Below are 21,936 nucleotides of genomic sequence, written 5' to 3'. Positions count from 1 at the left end.
GTTTAAAATGAATTTCTACAAAATTAAGAAATCATTACAACTACTTGCCATCTAAAGGCCCAAAACCATTTGATTTGGCTGTTTTTAATACCCGAGTTAGCTAAAATCGAAATAAAATCCTCTTTGGAAAACCCCCTCAATACGGATAAGGGACCATCATTTTGAACCATAGGTGATTTCGAAAAAAGACGGGTCAAAGCTTTAATACTAAAATAAGCCAATCGATGTCTGTGCAAGTCATTGATGATAATTCCTAATCTTGCCTTCTTTAAAAAAGAGCTAAAAAGCTTCAAAAGTTCCTCATCCGTGAAATGATGCGTAAAAAGTGTGCAAGTGATGATGTCAACTTGTTCATGCTCAAAACTTTCGTCGAAGACATTTTCTACCTTAAAATTGACATGATCCAAATCTTTCAAACGCTCTTTGGCAAACTCAATCGTATTGGGGTTGGCATCGATTCCGATAAAATTACAGGGAATCAGATTCTTCTTTGCCCAGTCTGCCATTACTCTGATCATGTCACCTCCCCCACAACCGATATCTGCGATAGAATAGGATTCTTGAGGGTTTTTCTTGATCAGTTGATTAAGTCCATTGGTAGTGACTTTATTTCCACCCAGAAGTTTGTTGATGGTCCGAAGTTCTTTGAGGGATTGGTCTAATACCGGTCCCTCAAACTCCAAATCATCCATGATTTCCTTCTCATAACTCCTATGACTGAATCTCCCCATTATTTTTCTAGTAAAAGTGTCTCCAGTGTCAACCCAGGACCAAATCCCATCGCTAGAATATTTCCTGTTTTTGATTCATTATTTAACCATTTTTCCAAAACAAACAAAATGGTAGCAGACGACATATTCCCTTTTTCTTGTAAAACTTCGTGAGAATAATGATTTTGTTCTTCGCTGATTTCAAAGGCTTCTTCTACTTTTTGGAGAATTTGCTTTCCTCCCGGGTGAATGGCAAAATGCTTGACTGTAGACAATTCATGCTTTTCCTCCAAGTAATGCATCAAGGTATGCAGACCCTTGTTGAGTAGCTCGGGAACATATTTACTGAGCTTCATTTCAAAACCAAAATCTCCAATAGCCCAAGCCATGTCTGCCTCTCCCTCTTTCACAATTTGGCTACCGTAATTTTTGATTTTCAAGCCATTGCCCTTCTTTGAAATTAATGCAGCGGCACCTCCGTCTCCAAATATTGCATTGGCGATCAAGTTGTCTTCGGTGTAGGTTTTCTGAAAATGAATCGTGCACAGCTCTACTGAAAGCACCAAAACGTTTGCTTTTTCATCTGAATCGCAAATCCTATCTGCCAGCTTGATCGCGTTGAAAGCTGCATAGCACCCCATAAAATGAATGCTATACCGCTCCACGGTAGGAGAAAAACCCATCTCGTGAATCAAGTCAATCTCTAATCCCGGTGCATACATCCCCGTACAAGAAACCAAAATGAAGTGCGTAATATCTTTGGTCTTGAAGGAGGTGTTTTTCAAACAGTTTTCAATGGCCTGTTTTCCAACAGCCAATGCTGTTTGCTGGAAAAGATCCATTCTGTTTTTTGTTGTCGGGAAAGGTTCTAAGGTTTTATTTTTTGGAAAAAAAGTAAATGCTTGCGGATCCTGATGCCTAAAATCGTTTACGACGCTATGTCTGGTTTTGATTCCTGACTGTCTATATATAAAATTCAATTTTCTGGACTCTCTTTCATCCAATTGATGGGCAAGCTGCATAAACAGACTTATTTGTTCTTGTGGGATGGGGCTGCCAGGATTCGCCGTTCCTATACTTAAAATATAATTATCCATAAAGGAGGTTTTGCTTTAAATAATTTATTTGGATGATGTAGGTTAAACAAGTACTTTTCACAAAAGTTAGTAAAACAAATCAATATATGTTCAGTCTATCGAGTTGGAAACACCTTAGGATTCCATTTTCTTTTTATCTTCTCCCTATTTTTATCTTTGCTTTAGCATTTACACCCAATCATCATGCCGAACGGATGTTGTTGGTATTCCTATCCTTACATTTGTTTTTATACCCCTCGAGCAATGGTTATAACAGTTATTTTGACAAAGACGAGGGAAGCATTGGTGGATTGAAAAATCCTCCAAAAGTAAAAAAAGGTCTTTATTACCTTTCATTAGTTTTTTTCCTGGTTGCGATCATTCTTGCTGCTTTGATCAATATTTATTTTGCAGGAATGGTCGTGATATATGGTTTGGTCTCTATGGCTTACAGCCACCCAGCAATCAGATTAAAGAAAATGCCTTATGTGAGTTGGATTGTAGCGGGCTTTTTTCAAGGCTGCTTTACCTTTTGTATGGCTTATGCAGGATTAAGTGATTTCGGGTTTGAGGTATTATTGATGCCTCATGTGTTTATTCCAGGGCTGCTCACTTCGGTCATGCTGTGGGGCTCATACCCGCTTACTCAGGTCTACCAGCATGAAGAGGATGCAAAAAGAGGCGACCAAACCCTCAGTCTCAAGCTTGGAATAAAAGGTACCTTTCTATTTTCATCCATTTGGTTTTTATTTACCGGTCTAGCATTCGCTTGGTTTTTCTTAGATAGAAATCAAGATTGGGCTTTTTACGGGTTTTTAGCAGCTTTATTACCTGTAGTTTTGTATTTCTACACTTGGTTTTGGTTTGTCAAAAAAGATGAAAATAAATACGCCAATTACTCTTGGGCAATGTGGATGAATCGAATATCGGCAATAGCTTTGAACATCTTTTTCTTTTGGTATTTCCTCGAAAACACTCAAATCTTACAAGTCATCTAATCATCAAAAAGGTTGACCGTGGGTTCTTTTCATAATGTTTTGGGCGATAAAATTGGAGTTTTTGATCAGACCAACGGCAAACTCTGATATTCCCTTAGCGCCAAAGAGTCTTTGGACATTTCTTCCAACCCATAGCCTCCCCTTGAAGTTTGTGTTCCAAGCGTACTCGTAGTTTTGTTCTATTTCTGCTCTTTTATTAAATTTTAGAATAGATTCAGCCGCCAGCTTTCCTGAGTGGATTGCCATAGCCATCCCGTTACCACAAAGAGGAGTGATCAGTCCTGCTGAATCCCCCGCCATAAGCACATGCCCTTCTATTGGGTTTTTGGGGGAAAAATTCACCTCGTTGATCACCTCAGGCTTCTCGAAAAGAAATTCACTTTCCTTCCAGATTTTCTCAAGAAATGGATTCTTCCACAAATAAGTTTGCTCCATTGCCTCGATATTTCCTGACGCTCTCAATTGATCACGAGACCCTAGATAACACAAGTTGTATTTGTCACTTTCTATTTTGTTGATGCCACAATACCCCCCTTCAAAATTATGTAATGCCACGGTATTCGGGTCAAAATCTGTTTTGATATGATATTTTACCCCGATAAATGAACTTCGCTGTTTGATGAAATCGCGATCTAGAGACTTATCTATTTTCGATCGCTTTCCAAAAGCCCCAATGACATGCTTTGCGATCAGTTCGATTCCATTATCCAATGTGATTTTAAAATTATCCTCATTTTCCTCAAAAGCGACTTCTTCTACTTGAGTTTGAAGCATAAATTCTACACCTGCAACGACTGCCTTATTGTATAAGAATTCATCTAGAACATATCTGCTAATTCCAAAACCACCGAGATCTAAAGGCATGGTGATGCTTTTCCCTCGCACAGAAGTCAGCTGAAACGTGTTTATGTTTGCAACATTCACTTCATTAGGAAAAAGATCTTCTTTTTTCAAGAATGCGGTCACCTCATTGGAAATATACTCACCACAAACCCGTTGAAAGGGATACGTCTTTTTTTCTATCAACAAAACATTTTTATTTTGCTTTGCTAATAAACTAGCCGCTGTAAGCCCTGCCAATCCTCCACCAATAATTACAATTTCATAAGAAGACATAGAAAATATTACCTTTTATTTTGGAGAATAACCGCTTATCAAATTTAGACATTGTGCTTTAAGAATAACCGTCAATTACGGGTTAAATTCAAAACTTTAAAAGTCAACTAATATAAATATGAAGAAGTTTACCCAAGTTAAAATTCGTCGTGGCTTGATAGGTGTTCTTTTTTTGAGTTCAATGTTCTTCTCTGAAGATGCATTGTCACAGAGAAAAAAGAAAGAGGATCCTAAAGCTGCTATACCAGCTGCGCCAGCACCAAAACCACAGGCCAAGTCAGGCCCTAAGGCATATTCTGAGGTGATTACTGCCAAAGCAAAAACCAAAGAAGGTTTATTCAATGTTCACGAAATTGAAGGAAAGTATTTCTATGAAATCCCGGAGGAAATGTTGGGAAGAGAAATGCTTATCGTGACTACAATCGCAAAAACTGCAGATGGAATCGGTTATGGTGGAGAAAGAACCAACACCCTTTTGGTAAGATGGGACAGAGAAAATGACAATGTTTTATTAAGAGTAGTATCTTATAGCAATACCGCTGCGGATTCATTACCAATTTCTATCGCAGTAAAAGCTTCTAATTTAGAACCAATTTTACAGAAGTTTGATGTAAAGGCATTTTCTAAGGATGAAAAAGGTGTGGTAATCGAAGTTACTGACTTGTTTTCTAAGGACGTACAAGCAATTGGTCTTCCTAGAAGCAATAGAACACAGTTTAAAGTACAGAGATTGGACTCAGAGAGATCTTACATCGAAAGAATAAGTCCATATCCAATGAATATCGAGGCTAGGTATGTAATGACTTATGCAGCTTCTGAGCCACCGTCAAATTCTAGTACAGGTTTGATCACAGTAGAAATGAACTCTTCTATGGTTTTATTACCAGAAGAGCCAATGATGCAGCGTCTAGCTGACCAAAGAGTAGGTTGGTTTAGTAGATCTGTTGTAGATTTTGGCCTAGACGAGCAAAAAGCTACTTCAAGAAGATTCCTTGACAGATGGAGACTTGAAGTCAAAGAAGAAGATTACGACAAATTCAGAAGAGGTGAATTGGTAGAACCAAAGCAGCCTATTGTATTTTATATTGACCCTGCTACACCTAAGCAGTGGGTTCCTTTCTTGAAGCAAGGTGTAGAAGATTGGCAAGCTGCTTTTGAAGAAGCAGGTTTCAAAAATGCAATCATTGCGAAAGACGCACCTACTCCAGAAGAAGATCCTACTTGGAGTGCTGAAGATGCAAGATATTCTGTAATCAGATACTTTGCCTCAGACATTCAGAATGCATATGGTCCTCACGTATCTGATCCAAGATCAGGTGAGATCATTGAGTCAGATATCGGATGGTATCATAACGTAATGAACTTGTTGAGAAACTGGTTCTTCATCCAAACAGCTGCTGTGAATCCAGAAGCCAGAGGAGTGAAATTCAGGGAAGAGGTAATGGGTCGTTTGATTCAATTTGTATCTTCACACGAAGTAGGTCACACGCTTGGTCTACCACACAACTTTGCATCTTCACATGCCTATCCAGTAGATTCTTTAAGATCTTCTACTTTCACAGATAAATTCAGTACAGCTCCATCCATCATGGATTATGCGCGATTCAACTACATCGCTCAGCCAGAAGATAAAAATGTAAGCTTAATGCCTAATGTAGGCCCATATGATAAGTATTCTGTGGCGTGGGGTTACCGTCCAATCTTGGATGCAAAAACTCCAGAAGAAGAGCAGCCAATACTTGACAAGTGGATATTAGAAAAAGCTGGTGATCCAGTTTATAGATTTGGTCGTCAAGGCAATAGCTATGATCCAAGCACGCAAAGTGAGGATTTGGGTGATGATGCTATGAAAGCTTCTGATTATGGTATCAAAAACCTTAAAGTAATCCTACCAAATCTAATGGATTGGACAGCTGAAGATGATAAGCCATATAAAGGTTATGCTGATTTGGAAGAAATGTACGGACAAGTATTAGGTCAGTTCAATAGATATATGGGTCACGTAAGAACAAACGTGGGAGGTGTATATGAAATCTACAAATCGACAGGACAAGATGAAGCAGTGTACGAGCATACTAGCAAATCAACTCAAAAAAGAGCTGTACAATTCTTAAACAAAGAATTATTTGCTACTCCTACTTGGATGATGGATCAGGAAATCATCAGTAGAATTGGTGATTTCGGCGCACTAGAGAGAATCAGAGGTGTGCAAGTAGGTACGCTTAATGGTATCCTTGAGTGGGGAAGATTAGGTAGAGTAATTGAAAATGAGGCATTGAATGGCAGTGATGCTTATTCTATGATTGAGTTATTTGATGACCTAAGAGCTGGTATTTGGACAGAGTTACCAAGCGGAAAAACAATTGATGTTCACCGCAGAAGTCTTCAGAGAGCCCATATCGAAAGATTGGAATATCTAATGACTAACGACGAACCTGCTGCTGCAAGAAGATTTGGAGCTATAATCAACGCATCTCAATCTGACATCAGACCGATGGTTAGAGGTGAATTGAAAACACTTCAGAGACAAATCACTGCTGCGATTGGAAGAACATCTGACAGAACATCTAAACTTCATTTAGAAGATGCTTTGGAAAGAGTAAAAGCTGTATTAGATCCAAAATAAGGATTTACTTATAAATTTATTAAAGGCTGCTGGTTAATTCTGGCAGCCTTTTTTTATGGATGACAGCTTCATAGATACGCCGTTAAAAATTGAAAGAGATAAAAACGATTTTGAAACAGGTTGAACCAACCAGCATGAAATTTTCTGTATTTAATGTCAATACGAGTTTTATTTCCACTATTATTTCAGATTTCGAGTAAAGGCAGACGTAAATCAAATCCCTCTATATTAACAAACCTCTCAAATACTTCTTAAACTATACACGACCAGTAAAAAGTTAAATAGCAATGGGATTGGCTATGGGCTTGATACGTATTTAATACGCAGTTGATATAGAGTTGATATATAGTTAATATTTATTATTACCTAATTAATATCACTTTCATGTCTAGAAATCATGAATATAGACTCTTGGTTGCTGCTTTGCATTTCCCAAATCGAAAAGGAAAAAACGTGTGGTGCATTCAGATTCTAGATTATGCTGTAGTAGTAAAAATAATCTTTATTTTTACCGTTAGTTAAACAGTAAACCTTTTGGCATGACAGTGACCCCTTTAGATATCCTCCAAGATCATAAGCTTAGAATTACAAATTGCAGAAAAGAAGTCCTTGCGGTTTTTTTGAAGAGAAAATCTGCGCTTTCACATGCGGATTTGGAAGAGATGCTTAAAAAAGATTTTGATCGGGTTACTATTTATAGAACATTAAAGACATTTCTTGAAAGTGATTTGATTCACAAAGTACTTGATGATAGTGGTGCCTCTAAATACGCATTGTGCGCACACTCTACTGAATCGAACCACAGTCATGACCACGAACACGTACATTTCAAATGCGAAAAATGTGGTAAAACCAAATGCATTGAAGAAGTCACCTTACCGAATATCATCCTTCCAGCAGGATTTGTCAATAAGGAGGTAAACTTGCTAGTTCAAGGGATTTGTGATCAGTGCAGTTAATAATTGACAGGATTTTTTTCTCTTCTTTGTACTGGGCTGCCTGAAGGCCATACCACACCAGGTGGTAGATCAATTTTTGGTTCTGTGTAGTTTTCTATTCCACCCTCACCATCGTCTTCTCCACCATTTCTTCTTCTAATTTGTCGCGCTTTTGTCAAAGTAGCAACAAAATAAATCAACACCACATAAGTGAATCCTAAGAGAATCAAATCAACTACCAAGCTACTCATAATTAGAAAAGGTTTTTGAAATTAATGTTAAAGTAATTAGAACTTAACTATTTAACAAATAGAATTTAAAATTGATTTGATATTTACGTAAAAACTCCAAAGTTTTATCATTGGCTTGTTAAATAGGGGATATCATCGGATATTTGCAGACTGAAATTTTAGATCTAATGATAGTAAAAACGAAAAAATACAAACTTGAGTCTGGTACCTACATCAAAATGGGACTTGTCAACGTCTTGAAAGAGCAGTGGTGGGTCATCTTAATCGCCGTTGCAATCGCTTGCGGCTATTTTTGGATTTCTTCCTGGTGGTGGATTAGCATGGCAATCTTAGCTTATCTGTTGTACCTCCTTTTCTGGGTAATCCAATTTGCTGGCGTAACACAAATGGAACAAAATAAAGTCATGTTCGAAAAAATGGCTTATGAAATTGATAGCAGACAGATATTGATGAAGCTCAATACCAAACAAGGTATGCCAATCAATTGGAATATGATTAAAAAGGTAGAAACGACTAAAGACGCCTTTGTCCTCACTATGTCAAAAGCACAATTCATCCACCTTCCTTACAAAATATTTAACTCAGAGAATGATAAAAAATTCGTTGAGACTATCCTTCGAAGAAAAGGGTATCTCGCTGAAAAATAAAAGCAAAAAAAAAGCCTCACTGATTTCTCAGTGAGGTTTTTTTCTACAAATAATTTTTTGAATTACATTGGTGGAAGAATTACCGTATCGATCACATGAACTACACCATTTGTAGCTTCAATATCAGCAGTCGTTACTGTTGCATTGTTAACCATAGCTTTTCCATCTTTCAATGAAATTTTCACTTCTGCACCTTGAACAGTTTTAGCAGCCATTCCATCAGATAAATCTTTAGAATATACTTTTCCTGCTACCACGTGATAAGTTAACACAGCTACTAATTGCGCTTTATTCTCTGGTTTCAATAATGTATCAACAGTTCCAGCAGGTAATTTTGCAAAGGCATCATTGGTTGGAGCAAATACAGTGAATGGACCATCTCCTTTCAATACATCTACCAAATCACCAGCTTTTACAGCGGCAACTAATGTAGATAAAAACTCAGTTTGAATTGCTAAATCCACAATATCTGCATTTGCATTGATGGTGTTGGCATCCTTGTTAAGCGTAAATGCTGATGTTGCAAACAATGCAATCATCAAAGCTAATGACATAAATTTTTTCATAATAGTATAGTTTTGGTTTGTGGCTATATAAGAAAAAAAGACAGGGTATTGTTTGTCTTGATAATTCCATGATTTACTTATATAATACTTATCATCTCAAAAGAACAGTTGGTTTATAAAAACAAGCACTTCGTTTTTTTAAGCCACTTGCTTTTTACATAAGCGGTATATAACTCCCCGTTCTAATCTATGAAAAATTTAAAAATTCTAAATCCTTTTATTGATCCTTGGGTAATCTTAACTTTGAACTATGCAGATAAAACTCTTGGCTGTTGGCAAAACTGATCACAGCGCTATTCAATCCTTAATTGAAGAATATATCAAGCGGGTAAATTTTTATATCAAGTTTGATTTGGAAATTATTCCAGATTTAAAAAACACAAAAAGCATTACCGAGACTATTCAAAAAGAAAAAGAAGGAGAATTGATTTTAAAAAAGATTGCAAATTCAGATGATTTGATTCTCTTAGACGAAAATGGTAAACAGTACGGCTCCATGGATTTCTCTAATTTCATTCAAAAAAAGATGAATTCCGGCTTAAAACAACTCATATTCGTGATTGGCGGACCTTATGGATTCTCAGATGCCGTGTATCAGAGAGCCAATGGGAAGCTTTCACTTTCCAAAATGACTTTTTCTCATCAGATGGTTCGTGTGTTTTTTATAGAACAAATTTATCGTGCCTATACAATCCTCAGAAATGAACCCTACCATCATAAGTGAAAATGATATTAAAACAATATTAATTAACAACTTTTCACAAAGTCATCATTCTAAACTAATTAAATTTTATTAGCTTACATCGCAATAAAATAAATAGATATAGAATGAAAAATACAAAGATTATTATTTTAATGGTCATTTGGTTCGGAAGCAGCTTTTCAGCTTTTGCTCAATCCGACCAAAAGGTACCACTAGACCCTCGAGTGAGGACAGGTAAGCTGGCCAATGGCTTGACTTACTACGTGCAACAAAATCCTAAACCTGAGAAAAAAGTGGAATTGAGGCTTGCTGTGAATGCAGGTTCCATCCTAGAAGATGATGATCAAGCAGGACTAGCGCATTTTACAGAGCACATGGCTTTCAACGGAAGCAAAAACTTTGAAAAAAATGAGCTGGTAAGTTATTTACAATCCATTGGTGTTTCATTTGGTGGAGATTTGAATGCTTACACTGGATTTGACGAGACCGTTTATATTTTGCCAATTCCTTCTGAAGATGAGGAGATTTTGAGAAAAGGCTTCCTTGTATTAGCGGATTGGGCAAATGGTGTTTTGATGAAAGAAGAAGATATCGACGGCGAGCGTGGTATTATCGTGGAAGAATGGAGAACAGGCCAAGGCTACAGCCAAAGGATCCGTGATCAATTTTTGCCGGTGTTATTACACGATAGCAAATATGCAGACCGTCTTCCTATTGGAAAGATGGAAGTTGTAGAGAATTTCGAATACGAAACAATCAGAAGATTTTACAGAGATTGGTACAGACCAGATTTGATGGCTGTGATTGCAGTTGGGGATGAAGATCCTGATAAGCTTGAGGCATTGATTAAGGAATATTTTGGCGAGATGGAAAATCCAGCCAATGCAAAGCCAAGAGAAAGCTTCCCAGTACCACAACATAAAGAAACATTTGTAACTATCGCGACAGATGCGGAAGCCCCTGGCATCCAACTTCAACTTTATTACAAGCATCCTGCGCTTCCTTCAGAGACCAAAGAGGACTACAAAAATTCTTTGAAGCGTACACTTTACAGTGGCATGCTCAATCAAAGATTAGACGAAATCAGACAAAAACCTGATGCTCCATTTATCTATGCCGGTACTGGGTATGGGAATTTTGTTAGAGAAATGGATTATTTCTCTGCCTCTGCGGCGGTAACTCCTGGTAAAGTGGATGCAGGCTTGACAGCCTTGATTTTAGAAAATGAAAGAGTTGCTCAGTACGGCTTTACCGAGGGTGAACTTGAGCGTGTCAAGAAAATCATCTTGAACAGTGCAGAAAGAGCCTCCAAAGAAATGGACAAAGCAGAGTCTGGTTCAATCGTGGGAAGATATGTTCAGCATTATCTGAGTGGCAGCTTTGCAGAAAGTCAAATGTGGAAATATGAATTCTACAAAGAAATTCTACCACAGATTACTGTTGCTGAAATCAATGCACTCGCAAAAGAATTGGTAAGAGATGAAAACCGCGTTGTGGTGATTATCGCACCAGAAAAAGAAAAAGCGAATCTACCTTCGGAAGATGGGGTTTTAGCCTTGATCAATGCAGTGGATAAAATGCCGATTACGGCTTATGAAGAAAAACTTTTAGCTGAAGACCTTATCACTAATCTTCCTGCAGCAGGTAAAGTTGTTTCAAAAAATTCCATTGACGAAGTTGGTGTCCAAGAATTGACTTTATCAAATGGCGCAAAGGTTTTTGTAAAAGTGACTGACTTCAAAAATGATGAGATTCTTATTTCTGCATCAGGAAAAGGTGGAACCTCACTTTATTCAGAAGAAGATCACTTGACGGCTAGTAATGCTGGCGTAATGGTGAATGTCATGGGTGTGGGTGAATTCTCTCCTACAGACTTGAGAAAAGTACTTTCTGGTAAAACAGTTTCAATCACGCCAAATATTGGGAACTATAGTCAAACTATCTCGGGTATTGCTTCTCCAAAAGATTTGGAAACCGCATTCCAATTGATGCATTTATACTTTACGAAGCCAAGAAAAGATACGGAATTGTACCAAGTATATGTAACCAACCAAAAATCTCAATTGGAAAGTGCACAAGCAAATCCTGATTATCAGTTTTCGAAGCAGTTGAATCAAATTATCGCTAATGGCAATCCAAGAGCACTTGGTATTGTAAACCCGGAGGATTATGATAAAATAAATGTGGACAGAGGAATTGAAATCTTCAAGGACAGGTTCTCAAATGCAGCTAACTTTGAATTCTTCTTCACCGGAAATATTGACATGAATACTTTCGTGCCATTATTAGAACAATATATCGGAAGTCTTCCTGGCGATGTAAGTAAAAAAGACAATTATGTAGATTTAGGAATCAGAGCCCCAAGAGGTCGAGAAGAAAGAATCGAAGTAGGTACTGACGAGAAAAGTCAAGTAATTATGTTTTTCTCTGGCGAAACAGAATATGACCGTAAGAAGGCGTCTGATATCAGTTATCTAGGTGAGATTTTGACGATTAAATTGATTGAAAATCTTAGAGAAGAAATCGGTGGTGTTTATGGTGTAGGTGCTGGTGGAAGTATGGGGATTCAACCTGTTGGTAGCTTCAGCTTCTCAATCCAATTCCCTTGTAGCCCAGATATGGTGGATAGACTTTCGGAAGCTGCTCTAGCTGAAGTGAAAAAAATCCAAGAAAACGGTCCTACGGAAGAAGATTTGAACAAGGTGAAAGAGAAAAGAAGAATTGCTTACGAAGAAAACTTGAAGCGTAACAATTACTGGAACTCTCAAATGTCAACTGTAAGGAACTATGAACTTCCTTGGGATGTAATTTTGGATGGTAAAGCTTCAATCGATGCGGTAACTCCTGAAAGAATCCAAGCTGCTGCAAAAACCTACTTGCAGAAAGAGAATCTTCTTGTTATTGAAAAATATCCAGCTAAATAGGGAATTTGAAAATCTGTGATGATACTAGACACTCATGTGTAAACCAAATTCAGGCAAGGTCAAACTAAACTGTCAATAGTCGACGGTCCACTGACACCTGATGATGGAAATATTATAAAATCAATCCTTTAAGTAGCTACTAGTAAGCAAGCGGATTAATAAAAAAAGGTCTCCAAGATGTGAAAATCTTGGAGACCTTTTTTTTTAAAATATCTTGTCTATTGGCTACATTTTCGCTGAGTAATTTGGAGCTTCTCTAGTGATACTGATATCATGTGGATGTGATTCTTTCACTCCTGCCGCGGTAATTTTGACAAACTTCCCATCCTTCTGAAGGTCTTCAATAGATTTTGTTCCACAATAGCCCATCCCAGCTTGTAGGCCTCCTACCAATTGGTAAAGAACTTCCTGCACCAAGCCTTTGTAAGCAACGCGACCCACGATTCCTTCAGGTACCAACTTCTTGATATTATCTTCTGCATCTTGAAAATATCTGTCTTTAGAACCGGATTCCATAGCTTCTAAAGAACCCATTCCTCGGTAAGATTTGAACTTTCTACCCTCAAAAATGATCATTTCTCCAGGTGCTTCTTCTGTTCCGGCTAATAGTGAACCAATCATAATCGAGCTTCCACCCGCTGCTATCGCTTTCACCAAATCACCAGAATATCTAATTCCACCATCTGCAATAACAGGGACATTTCTCCCTTTCAAAGCTTCTGCACATTCGAAAACCGCTGATAGCTGAGGCACACCAACACCTGCAATTACACGTGTTGTACAAATACTACCTGGGCCAACACCCACTTTAACGGCATCAGCACCAGCGTCTGCCAAGGCAATCGCTGCTTCAGGAGTTGCAATATTTCCTACAATCACATCCAAATCAGGGAATGCATCCTTGATTCTTCTACAAGTATCAATTACACCTTTGGAATGACCGTGTGCCGTGTCTATAGAGACTACGTCAACGCCAGCATTTTTCAATGCTTCAACTCGCTCTACGATATCAGCAGTCACACCAACAGCAGCACCAACTCTCAATCGACCATACTGATCTTTGCAAGCATGTGGCTTATCTCTTCTTTTTAGAATATCCTTGTAAGTAATCAATCCGGTCAACTTATTCTCATCATCGATGATAGGAAGTTTTTCGATTTTGAATTCTTGCAAGATCTCTTCCGCTTCCTCCAAAGTAATTCCTGCTTTCGCAGTAATCAGCTTGTCTTTGGTCATAATTTCTTTGATGTCTCGATTTGGATCTTTGATAAACCTCAAATCTCTGTTGGTGATGATTCCCATCAGGGTTCTGTTTTCATCTACGACAGGAATTCCACCAATGTGAAATTCAGTCATGATTTTCTCAGCATCACGCACTTTGGAATCAATATGTAGTGTAATTGGATCTAAAATCATCCCTGATTGAGAACGCTTTACTTTCCTTACTTGGGCAGCTTGCTTTTCAATCGACATGTTTTTATGAATGAAGCCTAGTCCACCTTCAAGCGCAATGGCAATTGCCAATTCAGCTTCGGTAACTGTGTCCATAGCAGCAGAAACCAAAGGAATATTCAGCCTGATGTTCTTAGTAAGTTGGGTGGAAGTATTGGTGTCACGCGGGAGGACTTCGGAATATCCTGGGACAAGAAGCACGTCATCGTACGTGAGTGCCTCAAAAAGGAATTTATCGGAATTTCTGTTCATAGCAAATTTGGTTAGGTAACCCTATTTGCACGTTAAAGTTACAAACAATTCTGAATGTCAATCAACTCTAGTGAAAAATAAATTTTATTTTAGGTAAAGATCGACCAAAAAAGGAAAGATTCTTTGGGGCGGAGGGTGGAATTGGAGGGTTGTAAGATTGCAAAGTTGGGAGGTTGGAAGGTTGAAAAGTTGGCTTGCGCAATTGATTGGGAAGTTAGATCGGCATTTCAGGATTTTAAAATTCTCAACACTTCATTTTTTATTTTGATAATCAGAAGACTATGAAATGGTCAAACATCTCAATATCTTTTCCGCCGTGGCGGAACCACAGGTGAAACACGTGGAAGGAAATGACGGCACGATCTCCACGACCCCTTCGGAGTCGAACTTAATCAGGATTGTAAAAAGTCAAACCCAATCAATGACTCAAGCAGGGCTTGATGGAGCAGACTCAATACATTGTTCTTTGTACATGGTACATCAAACCCTGCAATTGCTTCAATTTTTCAACTCCATTCTCAATAAGTTTCATTAATTTTGCGGCTATGGCAAAAAATGAACAAACTGCGGAAAACGCGCAACTGAAAGATATAATTGCCCATGCTAAAGAGTATGGATTTGTGTACCCTTCATCCGAAATTTATGACGGCTTACAGGCTGTTTATGATTATGGTGCCTACGGGGTAGAATTGAAAAACAACCTGAAAAGATTGTGGTGGGAGACGATGACGCGTCTCAATGATAACATCGTTGGGATCGATGCATCGATTTTTATGCACCCGACCACTTGGAAAGCCTCAGGTCACGTGGATAGCTTCAACGATCCCATGATTGACAACAAGGATTCCAAAAAAAGATACCGTGCTGATGTCCTGATCGAAGACAAAGCTGCTTCTTATGAAAATGCAGGAGACAAAGAACGAGCACAGGAATTACTCAATGCCATGGGCAGACTTTTGGAAGCAGAAGACCTTGCAGGGGTACGTGATTTGATCATTAATGAAGATATCAAATGTCCTATTTCAGGAACTACCAACTGGACAGATGTACGTCAGTTTAACTTAATGTTCTCTACGCAGGTTGGTTCTGTAGCTGAAGATTCTTCTACAATCTACCTGAGACCAGAGACGGCGCAAGGGATTTTTGTGAACTTCCTCAATGTGCAGAAAACTGCTCGAATGAAAGTTCCTTTTGGAATTGCACAGATCGGTAAAGCTTTCAGAAATGAAATCGTAGCCCGTCAGTTTATCTTCAGAATGCGTGAATTTGAACAAATGGAAATGCAATTCTTTGTAAGACCAGGCTCTGAATTGGAATGGTACAAGCAGTGGGCGGAAACAAGAATGAAATGGCATTTGGCTTTGGGTATTCCTCAGGAAAAACTCAGAAGACATGACCATGAAAAGCTAGCCCATTATGCCAATGCGGCAACGGATATTGAATACCAATTCCCATTTGGTTTCAAAGAAATAGAAGGAATCCACTCAAGAACGGACTTTGACTTGAAGAGTCATCAGGAATTCTCTAAAAAGAAGCAACAGTATTTCGATCCAGAAATCAATCAAAATTATATCCCATTTGTCGTAGAAACTTCTATCGGAGCAGACAGGTTATTTTTGATGACTTTGTGCAATGCCTTTGTGGATGAAGAAGTAGAAGGAAAGCAGAGAACTTACTTGAAATTCCACCCAGCTATCGCACCGGTAAAAGCTGCTATACTTCCATTAACGAAGAAAGATGGCCTACCAGAAAAAGGAAAAGAAATCTTCGATGCCCTGAAGTATGATTTCAATATTATTTATGAAGATGCTGCATCGATTGGAAAGCGCTACGCTCGTCAAGATTTGATCGGTACGCCATATTGCATCGCTGTTGATCATCAAACGCTCGAAGACAACACCGTTACCATCCGTCACAGAGATACCACAGAGCAAGAAAGAGTTGCTATCTCTGAACTTCATGGAAGGTTAGCTGAAGCTTGTAGCTTTAGGCGGATTTTCGAGAAGATCTAAGGGTTGAAAGATTAATAAAGTTGAAAAGTTAAAAAAAGAGCAAGTCAGGCCGACTTGCTCTTTTTTATTCTATGCTTTTAAAATAGTATTGGAATTTAGATTTCACAATTATTACACTTGAAAAACCTTATTTGCATTTTTCAAATAAATGATATGATGCATTGATTACGAGAGGATTTCCTGCACCTCTAGTCACGGTAAATTGATTTTCAATCAACTCACATGTACTCCAATCAGTTTCTTTGGGGATCTTCAATTCATAGGTTGCAGCATTCACAGTTTGGCCATTGATAGTCCCGATGACAGGCCTGCTATTATTTCCTGCCTTGATATGAAAGGCATAGATAATGTCGGTTGGTGTATTATAAATTTTCAAGTCTATCGAAAACTGTGCATTAAACCTGTGATTGCTTTCTTTCATAACCCAAGATTCAGGTGAATCAATAATGCAATAGGCTTCACAATCCACGTCTTCGAAAGATTTCATTTGGCTAAAAAACTCCCCATGAGTGAAGGATTCCAAAATAATCCGATCATTCTCACTTTGAGTGTCTGTTTCCAAATCAGGATCTAGATCTTCTTTTTTACTACAAGAAAGCAGAAGCATTAATGAAACGGAAAAAACCAAAAAAGGGCGAAGAGTTGCAAAGGTCATAAATATACCAAGTTTAAAGACTATCGAAATAATTCATTATTTATAAAAAAGTCAAATTTATCTCAATAAAAAATAATTTTTATTTAGGACTCTTGAATTAAAGAAATAAAGTGAATGCATTACTAAAAATCATTTTTCGGTATCAAACACACAAAAAGTTATTTCTAACAATAACAAACAATTAAATTGCTACTCGCTACTTCATTAACTCCCCAAAATCCTTAATCCCTTTTTTCTCAGCAAGTTTGAGCAGTTTCATCAATAGTTGGGCAGTCAAAAATGCATCCCCTGCTGCAGTGTGTCGGTCATCCAATGCTATACCGTAACGCTCACAAAGAGCATCTAGAGAATATTCTCTGGGCTTTCCCATTCTTGGATCATAATGCGGTCCCTTCTCCAAACGGATGGCCAAAGCATGGGTATCAATCACAGGATTAAGAAAATTCTCTAATCCGAAATTAACCATAATTTTCTCGAGCATCCCTAGGTCAAAACCAATATGGTGACCAACAATAATGTCATTCCCTACAAACTTTAATAAGTCTTCTGCAAAATCTTTGAGTGGAGTTACGCCAACGGGATAGAGTATTTCATGGACTTTCAAAGAAGCTTCTTTTTGCATTGGTGCGTCCAAGTAAGTTTCTATACTTTGATTGACAAGCATTCGATAATCCTTTACTGCAATCGCCCCAAATGAAACCACGTAGTCTTTTTTGGTGTCCAAACCTGTCGTTTCGGTATCTAATACAGCGAATCTCAATTGGGAGACTGGCCGCAATTTGGGAATCCTTTTTTCAAACAATGCCTCATATTCCAAGACAAAATCATATTTAGAAACTTTCTTTTTAGACAAAAAATCAAACCATCCCATATCAGCTATTGAAGTAGTCTAATTGAAATCTCACCCGCATGATTTTTTGCAATTCATCAATCGGAGCAAATGTATTTTTCAACAGCTGACGTTGCAATTTTCCCAAACTCTCAGGTTGAATATACCTCCCTGCACTCTCTGAGCGCATTCCTTCAATGGCACGCATTCGCATCAGAATTTCATATGCTTTGCCTGCTTCGAGCATCAGTTCTTGGTGATTGGGCTCCAACTCAGCCATTTTTTCAAATCGCTTGAAAGTATTGTTGATTCCCACCACGCGATGACTCAAAACCAAAATCCTCGCAATATCTGCCAAAGGCATCATCGCCCTCAACTTGATGTCAAATTTGTCTCGGTGTTCGCCTGTTTTCTCCACGATAAAATTTCTAAAGAAACCCAAAGGCGCTGGGTTAAGCAGTGCATTTTTGGCAAGGAAATTTAAGAAAATGGTCTTCCCTGCAATTTCATTGTAAATATGATCCGTCATTTCTTCAGACAATGCCTTGTGCCCAAATATCGGTCTAAAATCAAAGAAGATAGTGGCATGCATCAGCGCTTTTTGGTTTGGCGTGATGATCCAATTAGAAAAATATTGTTTCCAAACGGATATCGGCTGACACCATTTCGGATTATTCGCCATCATATCTGCTGGGCATGGATGAAAGCCACAAATCAGCAAAGTCTCAATGACATCTTCAGCTATCAAGAGCATGTATTTTTGAACCTCCTCTTGCTGCTCTTTAGGAACATCTTCGTAAACTAGAGCATTGTCTAAATCAGTACGGAGTAATTGCTCTTCTCTCCCTTCGCTTCCTAGAGAAAGGAAGCAGAATTTTACTTTTGACGCTTCAGGAAATTCTTTATCAATTTTGTTTTTGGCGATTTGAATGGCCCGTTGAATGATGATGTCATTGATTTCGGAAATGATATTTGCGACAAAGTCCATCGCCACTTCATTTTCCAAATAGTATTTCAAAAGAAGCTCAGCCCGATTTCTCACTTTCGCCATTTCGTTGACATCCCAAGTATTCATCAAAGCATTGATTAATACAGCTGGGCTATTTCCTTGGGAAAGTAAAATGTCATGATCTGACAAAATCCCAATTACAGCACTTTGTGCCGTACCATCTTCGGTGAAAATCAAGTGATGGAGCCTGTTTTTGATCATGGTCAGGTAGAGGTTCGAAAAACCTTCATCCTTACTTTTAGTAATTACAGGTGTGGTCATGATTTCCTCAACAGGAGTTGTGTAAGCCAGCCCTTTGGCTACAACTTTATTTCGAAGATCCTTATCTGTGATGATTCCCAGAGGAAATTTGTTTTCATCAATGATGATGACAGAGCCAACCCCTTTTTCAGACATCAGTTGAGCAGCATCACCAATGCTTTTTCCGGTCATACAGCAAAGGACATCCGATGAAAAATTCATATCTGATTGTCCAGTAAAGATCATCAAGCCATTGTCTTTTGACAATTCTTTGAATTCACTCCTTGCCTTCTGAGATTGAGAAAGATCAGACCGAATAACTACCTGACCTGATGCAAAACCCGCTGCAAAATACAAACTCACCCGACTATTTTCTTCCAAAATCTTCTCAAAAACCCCAACAGGAATGGCATAAACAAGGCTATCTTCCTTCGCTTGAGCATTGAGAATGTAGGGACGCTTTCCCAGAAGTGCTAATACACCAAACACATCCCCTTCATCACAAACTTCTACGACCCTTTCCCCATCTTCCTTATGCTCTGCCAACTGGACGATTCCTTCTTTCAATACAAAAAAAGCACTTTGCGCAGCATCACCTTGACGGAAAAGATATTCACCTTCCGCATAGTATTTCACCTCCACTTCTTTGGCTACCAAACCCAAGGTGGCATCACTTAGAAATGTAAAAGGTGGAAATCGCTTTAGGAATTCCTTTACCCGATTGACAATGACGTTGGACATAATCTTTTTAAATACAGAAGGTGACTCGTATGTAGATTGATTTTGGATTTAGGCTTGAAATAAATAGAAATAATTTGAAATAGTGTAGAAATAATTGCGACTATCAGATACGATTTGTTCTTATCAAGATTTCCATTTTTATCAAAACAGAAATATTTCACTAATCTTGTCTGCTTTATGAAAGAGGCTTATATCAACTATATTTCAGCAAAGCTATACTTCTATCTATTTCATACCAGTATTTTTTGGTAAAAGCTTAAATCAATTATTTACCACAAAGCTTATATCTATATCCCTATTGCCTCCCCTCAATAATCTCCTTCACTACTTCTGGATCAAGAAGAGTGGAAGTATCACCAAGATTATCTACGGTTCCTTCTGCAACTTTTCTCAAGATCCTACGCATGATTTTTCCTGACCTTGTTTTTGGAAGACCAGTTACAATCTGGATTTTATCTGGCTTGGCGATTGGGCCGATGATTTTGGAGACTGTCGCCTTAATCTCGTTCACCAAATTCTCTTCCGTTCTGTTCGTCATATCACAAATCACATAGGCATAGATTCCCTGACCTTTGACTTCGTGAGGATACCCGACAACAGCTGATTCTATGACTAGTGGATGTTCGTTGATGGCATTTTCTACTTCTGCAGTGCCCATTCTGTGTCCTGACACATTGATCACATCATCTACTCTACCCAATATTCTGTAATAGCCATCATGGTCTCTCTTGACGCCATCACCTGTGAAGTACATGCCCTTGTAAGTAGAGAAATAGGTCTGCTTGCAGCGATCGTGATCACCATAAGTAGTCCTGATCATTCCTGGCCATGGAAATTTGATACATAGATTTCCCTCGACAGAATTCCCCGTCAATTCTTTGCCTTCGGGATCTACAATACAGAGTTGAATTCCAGGCAAAGGCAAGGTCGCAAAAGCTGGCTTCGTAGGTGTGATTCCAGCAATTGGAGAAATCAATATTCCTCCTGTCTCTGTTTGCCACCAAGTATCTACAATTGGGCATCTCGATTTACCAATATGCGTATGGTACCAATGCCAAGCTTCTTCGTTGATCGGCTCGCCTACCGAACCGAGAACTTTCAAAGAACTCAAATCATAGGGTTCAATTGGGTCAGTTCCATAGGCCTGCAATGCACGGATAGCTGTTGGGGCTGTATAGAATTGATTTACTTTGTGCTTTTCTATCACTGCCCAAAATCTTCCTGCATCTGGGAAAGTAGGAACTCCTTCAAACATCAAGGATGTCCCGCCGGCTAATAACGGACCATAAACAATGTAAGAATGTCCTGTAACCCAACCTATATCAGCTGTACACCAATACACATCACCTGGAGAATATTGGAACACATTTTCAAAAGTATATTTGGTATAAACCATATAGCCTCCCGTGGTATGAACTACCCCTTTTGGCTTGCCCGTGGATCCTGAAGTGTACAGGATAAACAACATGTCCTCACTGTCCATTTCCTCGGCCGTATTGGTATCAGACTCTCCTTCGATGACATCATGCCACCAATAATCTCTTCCTGATTTCATGGTCACTTCTTGCTCTGTTCTTTTGTAGACAATCACTGTCTCCACAGATGAAGTTTCTAAAGCTTCGTCAACTACTGCTTTCACCGGGATTTCTTTATTTCCTCTATAATTTCCATCAGAAGTCAACACTGCTTTTGCTCCGCAATCAATAATCCTGTCTGATAAAGCTGAAGAGCTAAATCCTGCAAACACAATCGAATGAATAGCGCCTATTCTAGCACAAGCCAACATCGCTATGGCCGCTTCAGGAACCATTGGCATGTATATAATTACCTTATCACCTTTGCCAATTCCCTTGGCTTTGAGTGCATTAGAAAATCGACAAACTTCATGATAAAGCTCTCTATAGGTAATCGTACGTCCTGCTTCTTTTGGATCGTTTGGTTCCCAAATAATCGCTGGTCTATCTCCTAAGGTATATAAATGTCTTTCAAGTATATTTTCAGTAATGTTCAATTTTCCATTCACAAACCAATTCACATTTGGCCCATCGAAATCCCATTCTAGGACTTTATCCCATCTTTTTCTCCAATGAAATGAATCTGCTATCCTTGCCCAAAATTCCTCGGGCTGCGCTACAGATTTTTGATATTCGTGGAAGTATCCGCTGAGGGTATGAATTCTATCACTCATAAT

Annotated in this window: 17 protein-coding genes; 7 read left to right on the top strand and 10 right to left on the bottom strand. The window is 38.5% G+C overall.

Annotated features, from left to right (window positions below; genetic code table 11):
* Nucleotides 1-23: 23 nt before the first annotated feature.
* The gene (locus IEV57_RS02330; protein ID WP_188439212.1) at nt 24-731 is read right to left on the bottom strand and encodes a methyltransferase domain-containing protein; all 708 of its coding nucleotides are present in this window, start codon (nt 729-731) and stop codon (nt 24-26) included.
* Complete coding sequence (locus IEV57_RS02325; protein WP_188439210.1) at nt 731-1,807, bottom strand: type III polyketide synthase; 1,077 nt, start codon at nt 1,805-1,807, stop codon at nt 731-733. The genes IEV57_RS02330 and IEV57_RS02325 overlap by 1 nt, the downstream gene beginning before the upstream one ends.
* 86 nt (nt 1,808-1,893) lie before the next feature.
* On the opposite strand from IEV57_RS02325, the gene IEV57_RS02320 reads away from it, so the two are divergent.
* Entirely contained in the window at nt 1,894-2,784 is an 891-nt protein-coding gene (locus IEV57_RS02320; RefSeq protein ID WP_188439208.1) for a UbiA family prenyltransferase, read from the top strand.
* A 3-nt stretch (nt 2,785-2,787) separates the two neighbouring features.
* Here IEV57_RS02320 and IEV57_RS02315 read toward each other — a convergent pair whose 3' ends face one another.
* A complete protein-coding gene (locus IEV57_RS02315; protein ID WP_188439205.1) occupies nt 2,788-3,900 on the bottom strand; it encodes an NAD(P)/FAD-dependent oxidoreductase in 1,113 nt (370 codons plus the stop codon).
* 118 nt (nt 3,901-4,018) lie between these two features.
* Here IEV57_RS02315 and IEV57_RS02310 point away from each other — a divergent pair, with 118 nt between their 5' ends.
* Both IEV57_RS02310 and IEV57_RS02305 read left to right on the top strand, forming a co-directional pair.
* Nucleotides 4,019-6,526 carry a zinc-dependent metalloprotease gene (locus IEV57_RS02310; RefSeq protein WP_188439203.1) on the top strand — a complete coding sequence of 836 codons (2,508 nt, stop codon included), beginning with the start codon at nt 4,019-4,021 and terminating at the stop codon, nt 6,524-6,526.
* A gap of 539 nt (nt 6,527-7,065) precedes the next feature.
* Nucleotides 7,066-7,485, top strand: coding sequence for a Fur family transcriptional regulator (locus tag IEV57_RS02305; protein WP_188439201.1), 420 nt, complete (start codon nt 7,066-7,068; stop codon nt 7,483-7,485).
* On the opposite strand, the gene IEV57_RS02300 is transcribed toward IEV57_RS02305, so the two are convergent.
* Nucleotides 7,482-7,715 carry a hypothetical protein gene (locus IEV57_RS02300; RefSeq protein WP_188439199.1) on the bottom strand — a complete coding sequence of 78 codons (234 nt, stop codon included), beginning with the start codon at nt 7,713-7,715 and terminating at the stop codon, nt 7,482-7,484. The two genes, IEV57_RS02305 and IEV57_RS02300, sit on opposite strands and share 4 nt — an antisense overlap.
* A 167-nt stretch (nt 7,716-7,882) precedes the next feature.
* Between IEV57_RS02300 and IEV57_RS02295 the strand changes: the two genes are divergently transcribed.
* Nucleotides 7,883-8,362: a YcxB family protein gene (locus tag IEV57_RS02295; protein ID WP_188439197.1), complete on the top strand. Its 480-nt coding sequence runs from the start codon at nt 7,883-7,885 to the stop codon at nt 8,360-8,362.
* A gap of 62 nt (nt 8,363-8,424) precedes the next feature.
* Here the strand turns inward: IEV57_RS02295 and IEV57_RS02290 are convergent, their stop codons facing one another.
* Nucleotides 8,425-8,928 (bottom strand): fasciclin domain-containing protein, encoded by a 504-nt coding sequence (locus IEV57_RS02290; RefSeq protein WP_188439195.1) that lies wholly within the window; start codon nt 8,926-8,928, stop codon nt 8,425-8,427.
* A gap of 250 nt (nt 8,929-9,178) precedes the next feature.
* Between IEV57_RS02290 and rlmH the strand changes: the two genes are divergently transcribed.
* A complete protein-coding gene (gene rlmH / locus IEV57_RS02285; RefSeq protein ID WP_188439193.1) occupies nt 9,179-9,652 on the top strand; it encodes a 23S rRNA (pseudouridine(1915)-N(3))-methyltransferase RlmH in 474 nt (157 codons plus the stop codon).
* A 104-nt stretch (nt 9,653-9,756) separates the two neighbouring features.
* Nucleotides 9,757-12,555: a M16 family metallopeptidase gene (locus IEV57_RS02280; protein ID WP_188439191.1), complete on the top strand. Its 2,799-nt coding sequence runs from the start codon at nt 9,757-9,759 to the stop codon at nt 12,553-12,555.
* A 225-nt stretch (nt 12,556-12,780) separates the two neighbouring features.
* On the opposite strand, the gene guaB is transcribed toward IEV57_RS02280, so the two are convergent.
* Nucleotides 12,781-14,259 carry an IMP dehydrogenase gene (gene guaB, locus IEV57_RS02275; protein ID WP_188439188.1) on the bottom strand — a complete coding sequence of 493 codons (1,479 nt, stop codon included), beginning with the start codon at nt 14,257-14,259 and terminating at the stop codon, nt 12,781-12,783.
* Between the two features lie 545 nt (nt 14,260-14,804).
* Here guaB and IEV57_RS02265 point away from each other — a divergent pair.
* Nucleotides 14,805-16,271: a glycine--tRNA ligase gene (locus tag IEV57_RS02265; RefSeq protein WP_188439183.1), complete on the top strand. Its 1,467-nt coding sequence runs from the start codon at nt 14,805-14,807 to the stop codon at nt 16,269-16,271.
* A gap of 127 nt (nt 16,272-16,398) precedes the next feature.
* On the opposite strand, the gene IEV57_RS02260 is transcribed toward IEV57_RS02265, so the two are convergent.
* The 4 genes from IEV57_RS02260 to acs all read right to left on the bottom strand — a co-directional run bounded on the left by IEV57_RS02260 (nt 16,399) and on the right by acs (nt 21,933).
* Nucleotides 16,399-16,926, bottom strand: coding sequence for a hypothetical protein (locus tag IEV57_RS02260; protein WP_188439181.1), 528 nt, complete (start codon nt 16,924-16,926; stop codon nt 16,399-16,401).
* A gap of 196 nt (nt 16,927-17,122) precedes the next feature.
* The gene (locus IEV57_RS02255; protein WP_188439179.1) at nt 17,123-17,797 is read right to left on the bottom strand and encodes a 3'-5' exonuclease; all 675 of its coding nucleotides are present in this window, start codon (nt 17,795-17,797) and stop codon (nt 17,123-17,125) included.
* Between the two features lies 1 nt (nt 17,798).
* Nucleotides 17,799-19,745, bottom strand: coding sequence for a DUF294 nucleotidyltransferase-like domain-containing protein (locus IEV57_RS02250; protein WP_188439177.1), 1,947 nt, complete (start codon nt 19,743-19,745; stop codon nt 17,799-17,801).
* 295 nt (nt 19,746-20,040) lie between these two features.
* A complete protein-coding gene (acs, locus tag IEV57_RS02245) occupies nt 20,041-21,933 on the bottom strand; it encodes an acetate--CoA ligase (RefSeq protein WP_188439175.1) in 1,893 nt (630 codons plus the stop codon).
* Nucleotides 21,934-21,936: the final 3 nt, after the last annotated feature.

This window comes from Belliella aquatica (assembly GCF_014637795.1).
GTDB lineage: Bacteria > Bacteroidota > Bacteroidia > Cytophagales > Cyclobacteriaceae > Belliella > Belliella aquatica.
The sequence above is the reverse complement of the archived record's forward strand: the minus strand, read 5'-3'. Positions and strand labels throughout refer to the sequence as shown.

Coding starts and splice junctions, on each gene's coding strand:
- guaB (WP_188439188.1), bottom strand. CDS start 14,259: ATGAACAGAAATTCCGATAAATTCCTTTTTGAGGCACTCACGTACGAT.
- IEV57_RS02250 (WP_188439177.1), bottom strand. CDS start 19,745: ATGTCCAACGTCATTGTCAATCGGGTAAAGGAATTCCTAAAGCGATTT.
- IEV57_RS02305 (WP_188439201.1), top strand. CDS start 7,066: ATGACAGTGACCCCTTTAGATATCCTCCAAGATCATAAGCTTAGAATT.
- IEV57_RS02315 (WP_188439205.1), bottom strand. CDS start 3,900: ATGTCTTCTTATGAAATTGTAATTATTGGTGGAGGATTGGCAGGGCTT.
- IEV57_RS02265 (WP_188439183.1), top strand. CDS start 14,805: ATGGCAAAAAATGAACAAACTGCGGAAAACGCGCAACTGAAAGATATA.
- IEV57_RS02255 (WP_188439179.1), bottom strand. CDS start 17,797: ATGGGATGGTTTGATTTTTTGTCTAAAAAGAAAGTTTCTAAATATGAT.
- IEV57_RS02320 (WP_188439208.1), top strand. CDS start 1,894: ATGTTCAGTCTATCGAGTTGGAAACACCTTAGGATTCCATTTTCTTTT.
- rlmH (WP_188439193.1), top strand. CDS start 9,179: ATGCAGATAAAACTCTTGGCTGTTGGCAAAACTGATCACAGCGCTATT.
- IEV57_RS02325 (WP_188439210.1), bottom strand. CDS start 1,807: ATGGATAATTATATTTTAAGTATAGGAACGGCGAATCCTGGCAGCCCC.
- IEV57_RS02280 (WP_188439191.1), top strand. CDS start 9,757: ATGAAAAATACAAAGATTATTATTTTAATGGTCATTTGGTTCGGAAGC.
- acs (WP_188439175.1), bottom strand. CDS start 21,933: ATGAGTGATAGAATTCATACCCTCAGCGGATACTTCCACGAATATCAA.
- IEV57_RS02330 (WP_188439212.1), bottom strand. CDS start 731: ATGGGGAGATTCAGTCATAGGAGTTATGAGAAGGAAATCATGGATGAT.
- IEV57_RS02300 (WP_188439199.1), bottom strand. CDS start 7,715: ATGAGTAGCTTGGTAGTTGATTTGATTCTCTTAGGATTCACTTATGTG.
- IEV57_RS02260 (WP_188439181.1), bottom strand. CDS start 16,926: ATGACCTTTGCAACTCTTCGCCCTTTTTTGGTTTTTTCCGTTTCATTA.
- IEV57_RS02310 (WP_188439203.1), top strand. CDS start 4,019: ATGAAGAAGTTTACCCAAGTTAAAATTCGTCGTGGCTTGATAGGTGTT.
- IEV57_RS02290 (WP_188439195.1), bottom strand. CDS start 8,928: ATGAAAAAATTTATGTCATTAGCTTTGATGATTGCATTGTTTGCAACA.
- IEV57_RS02295 (WP_188439197.1), top strand. CDS start 7,883: ATGATAGTAAAAACGAAAAAATACAAACTTGAGTCTGGTACCTACATC.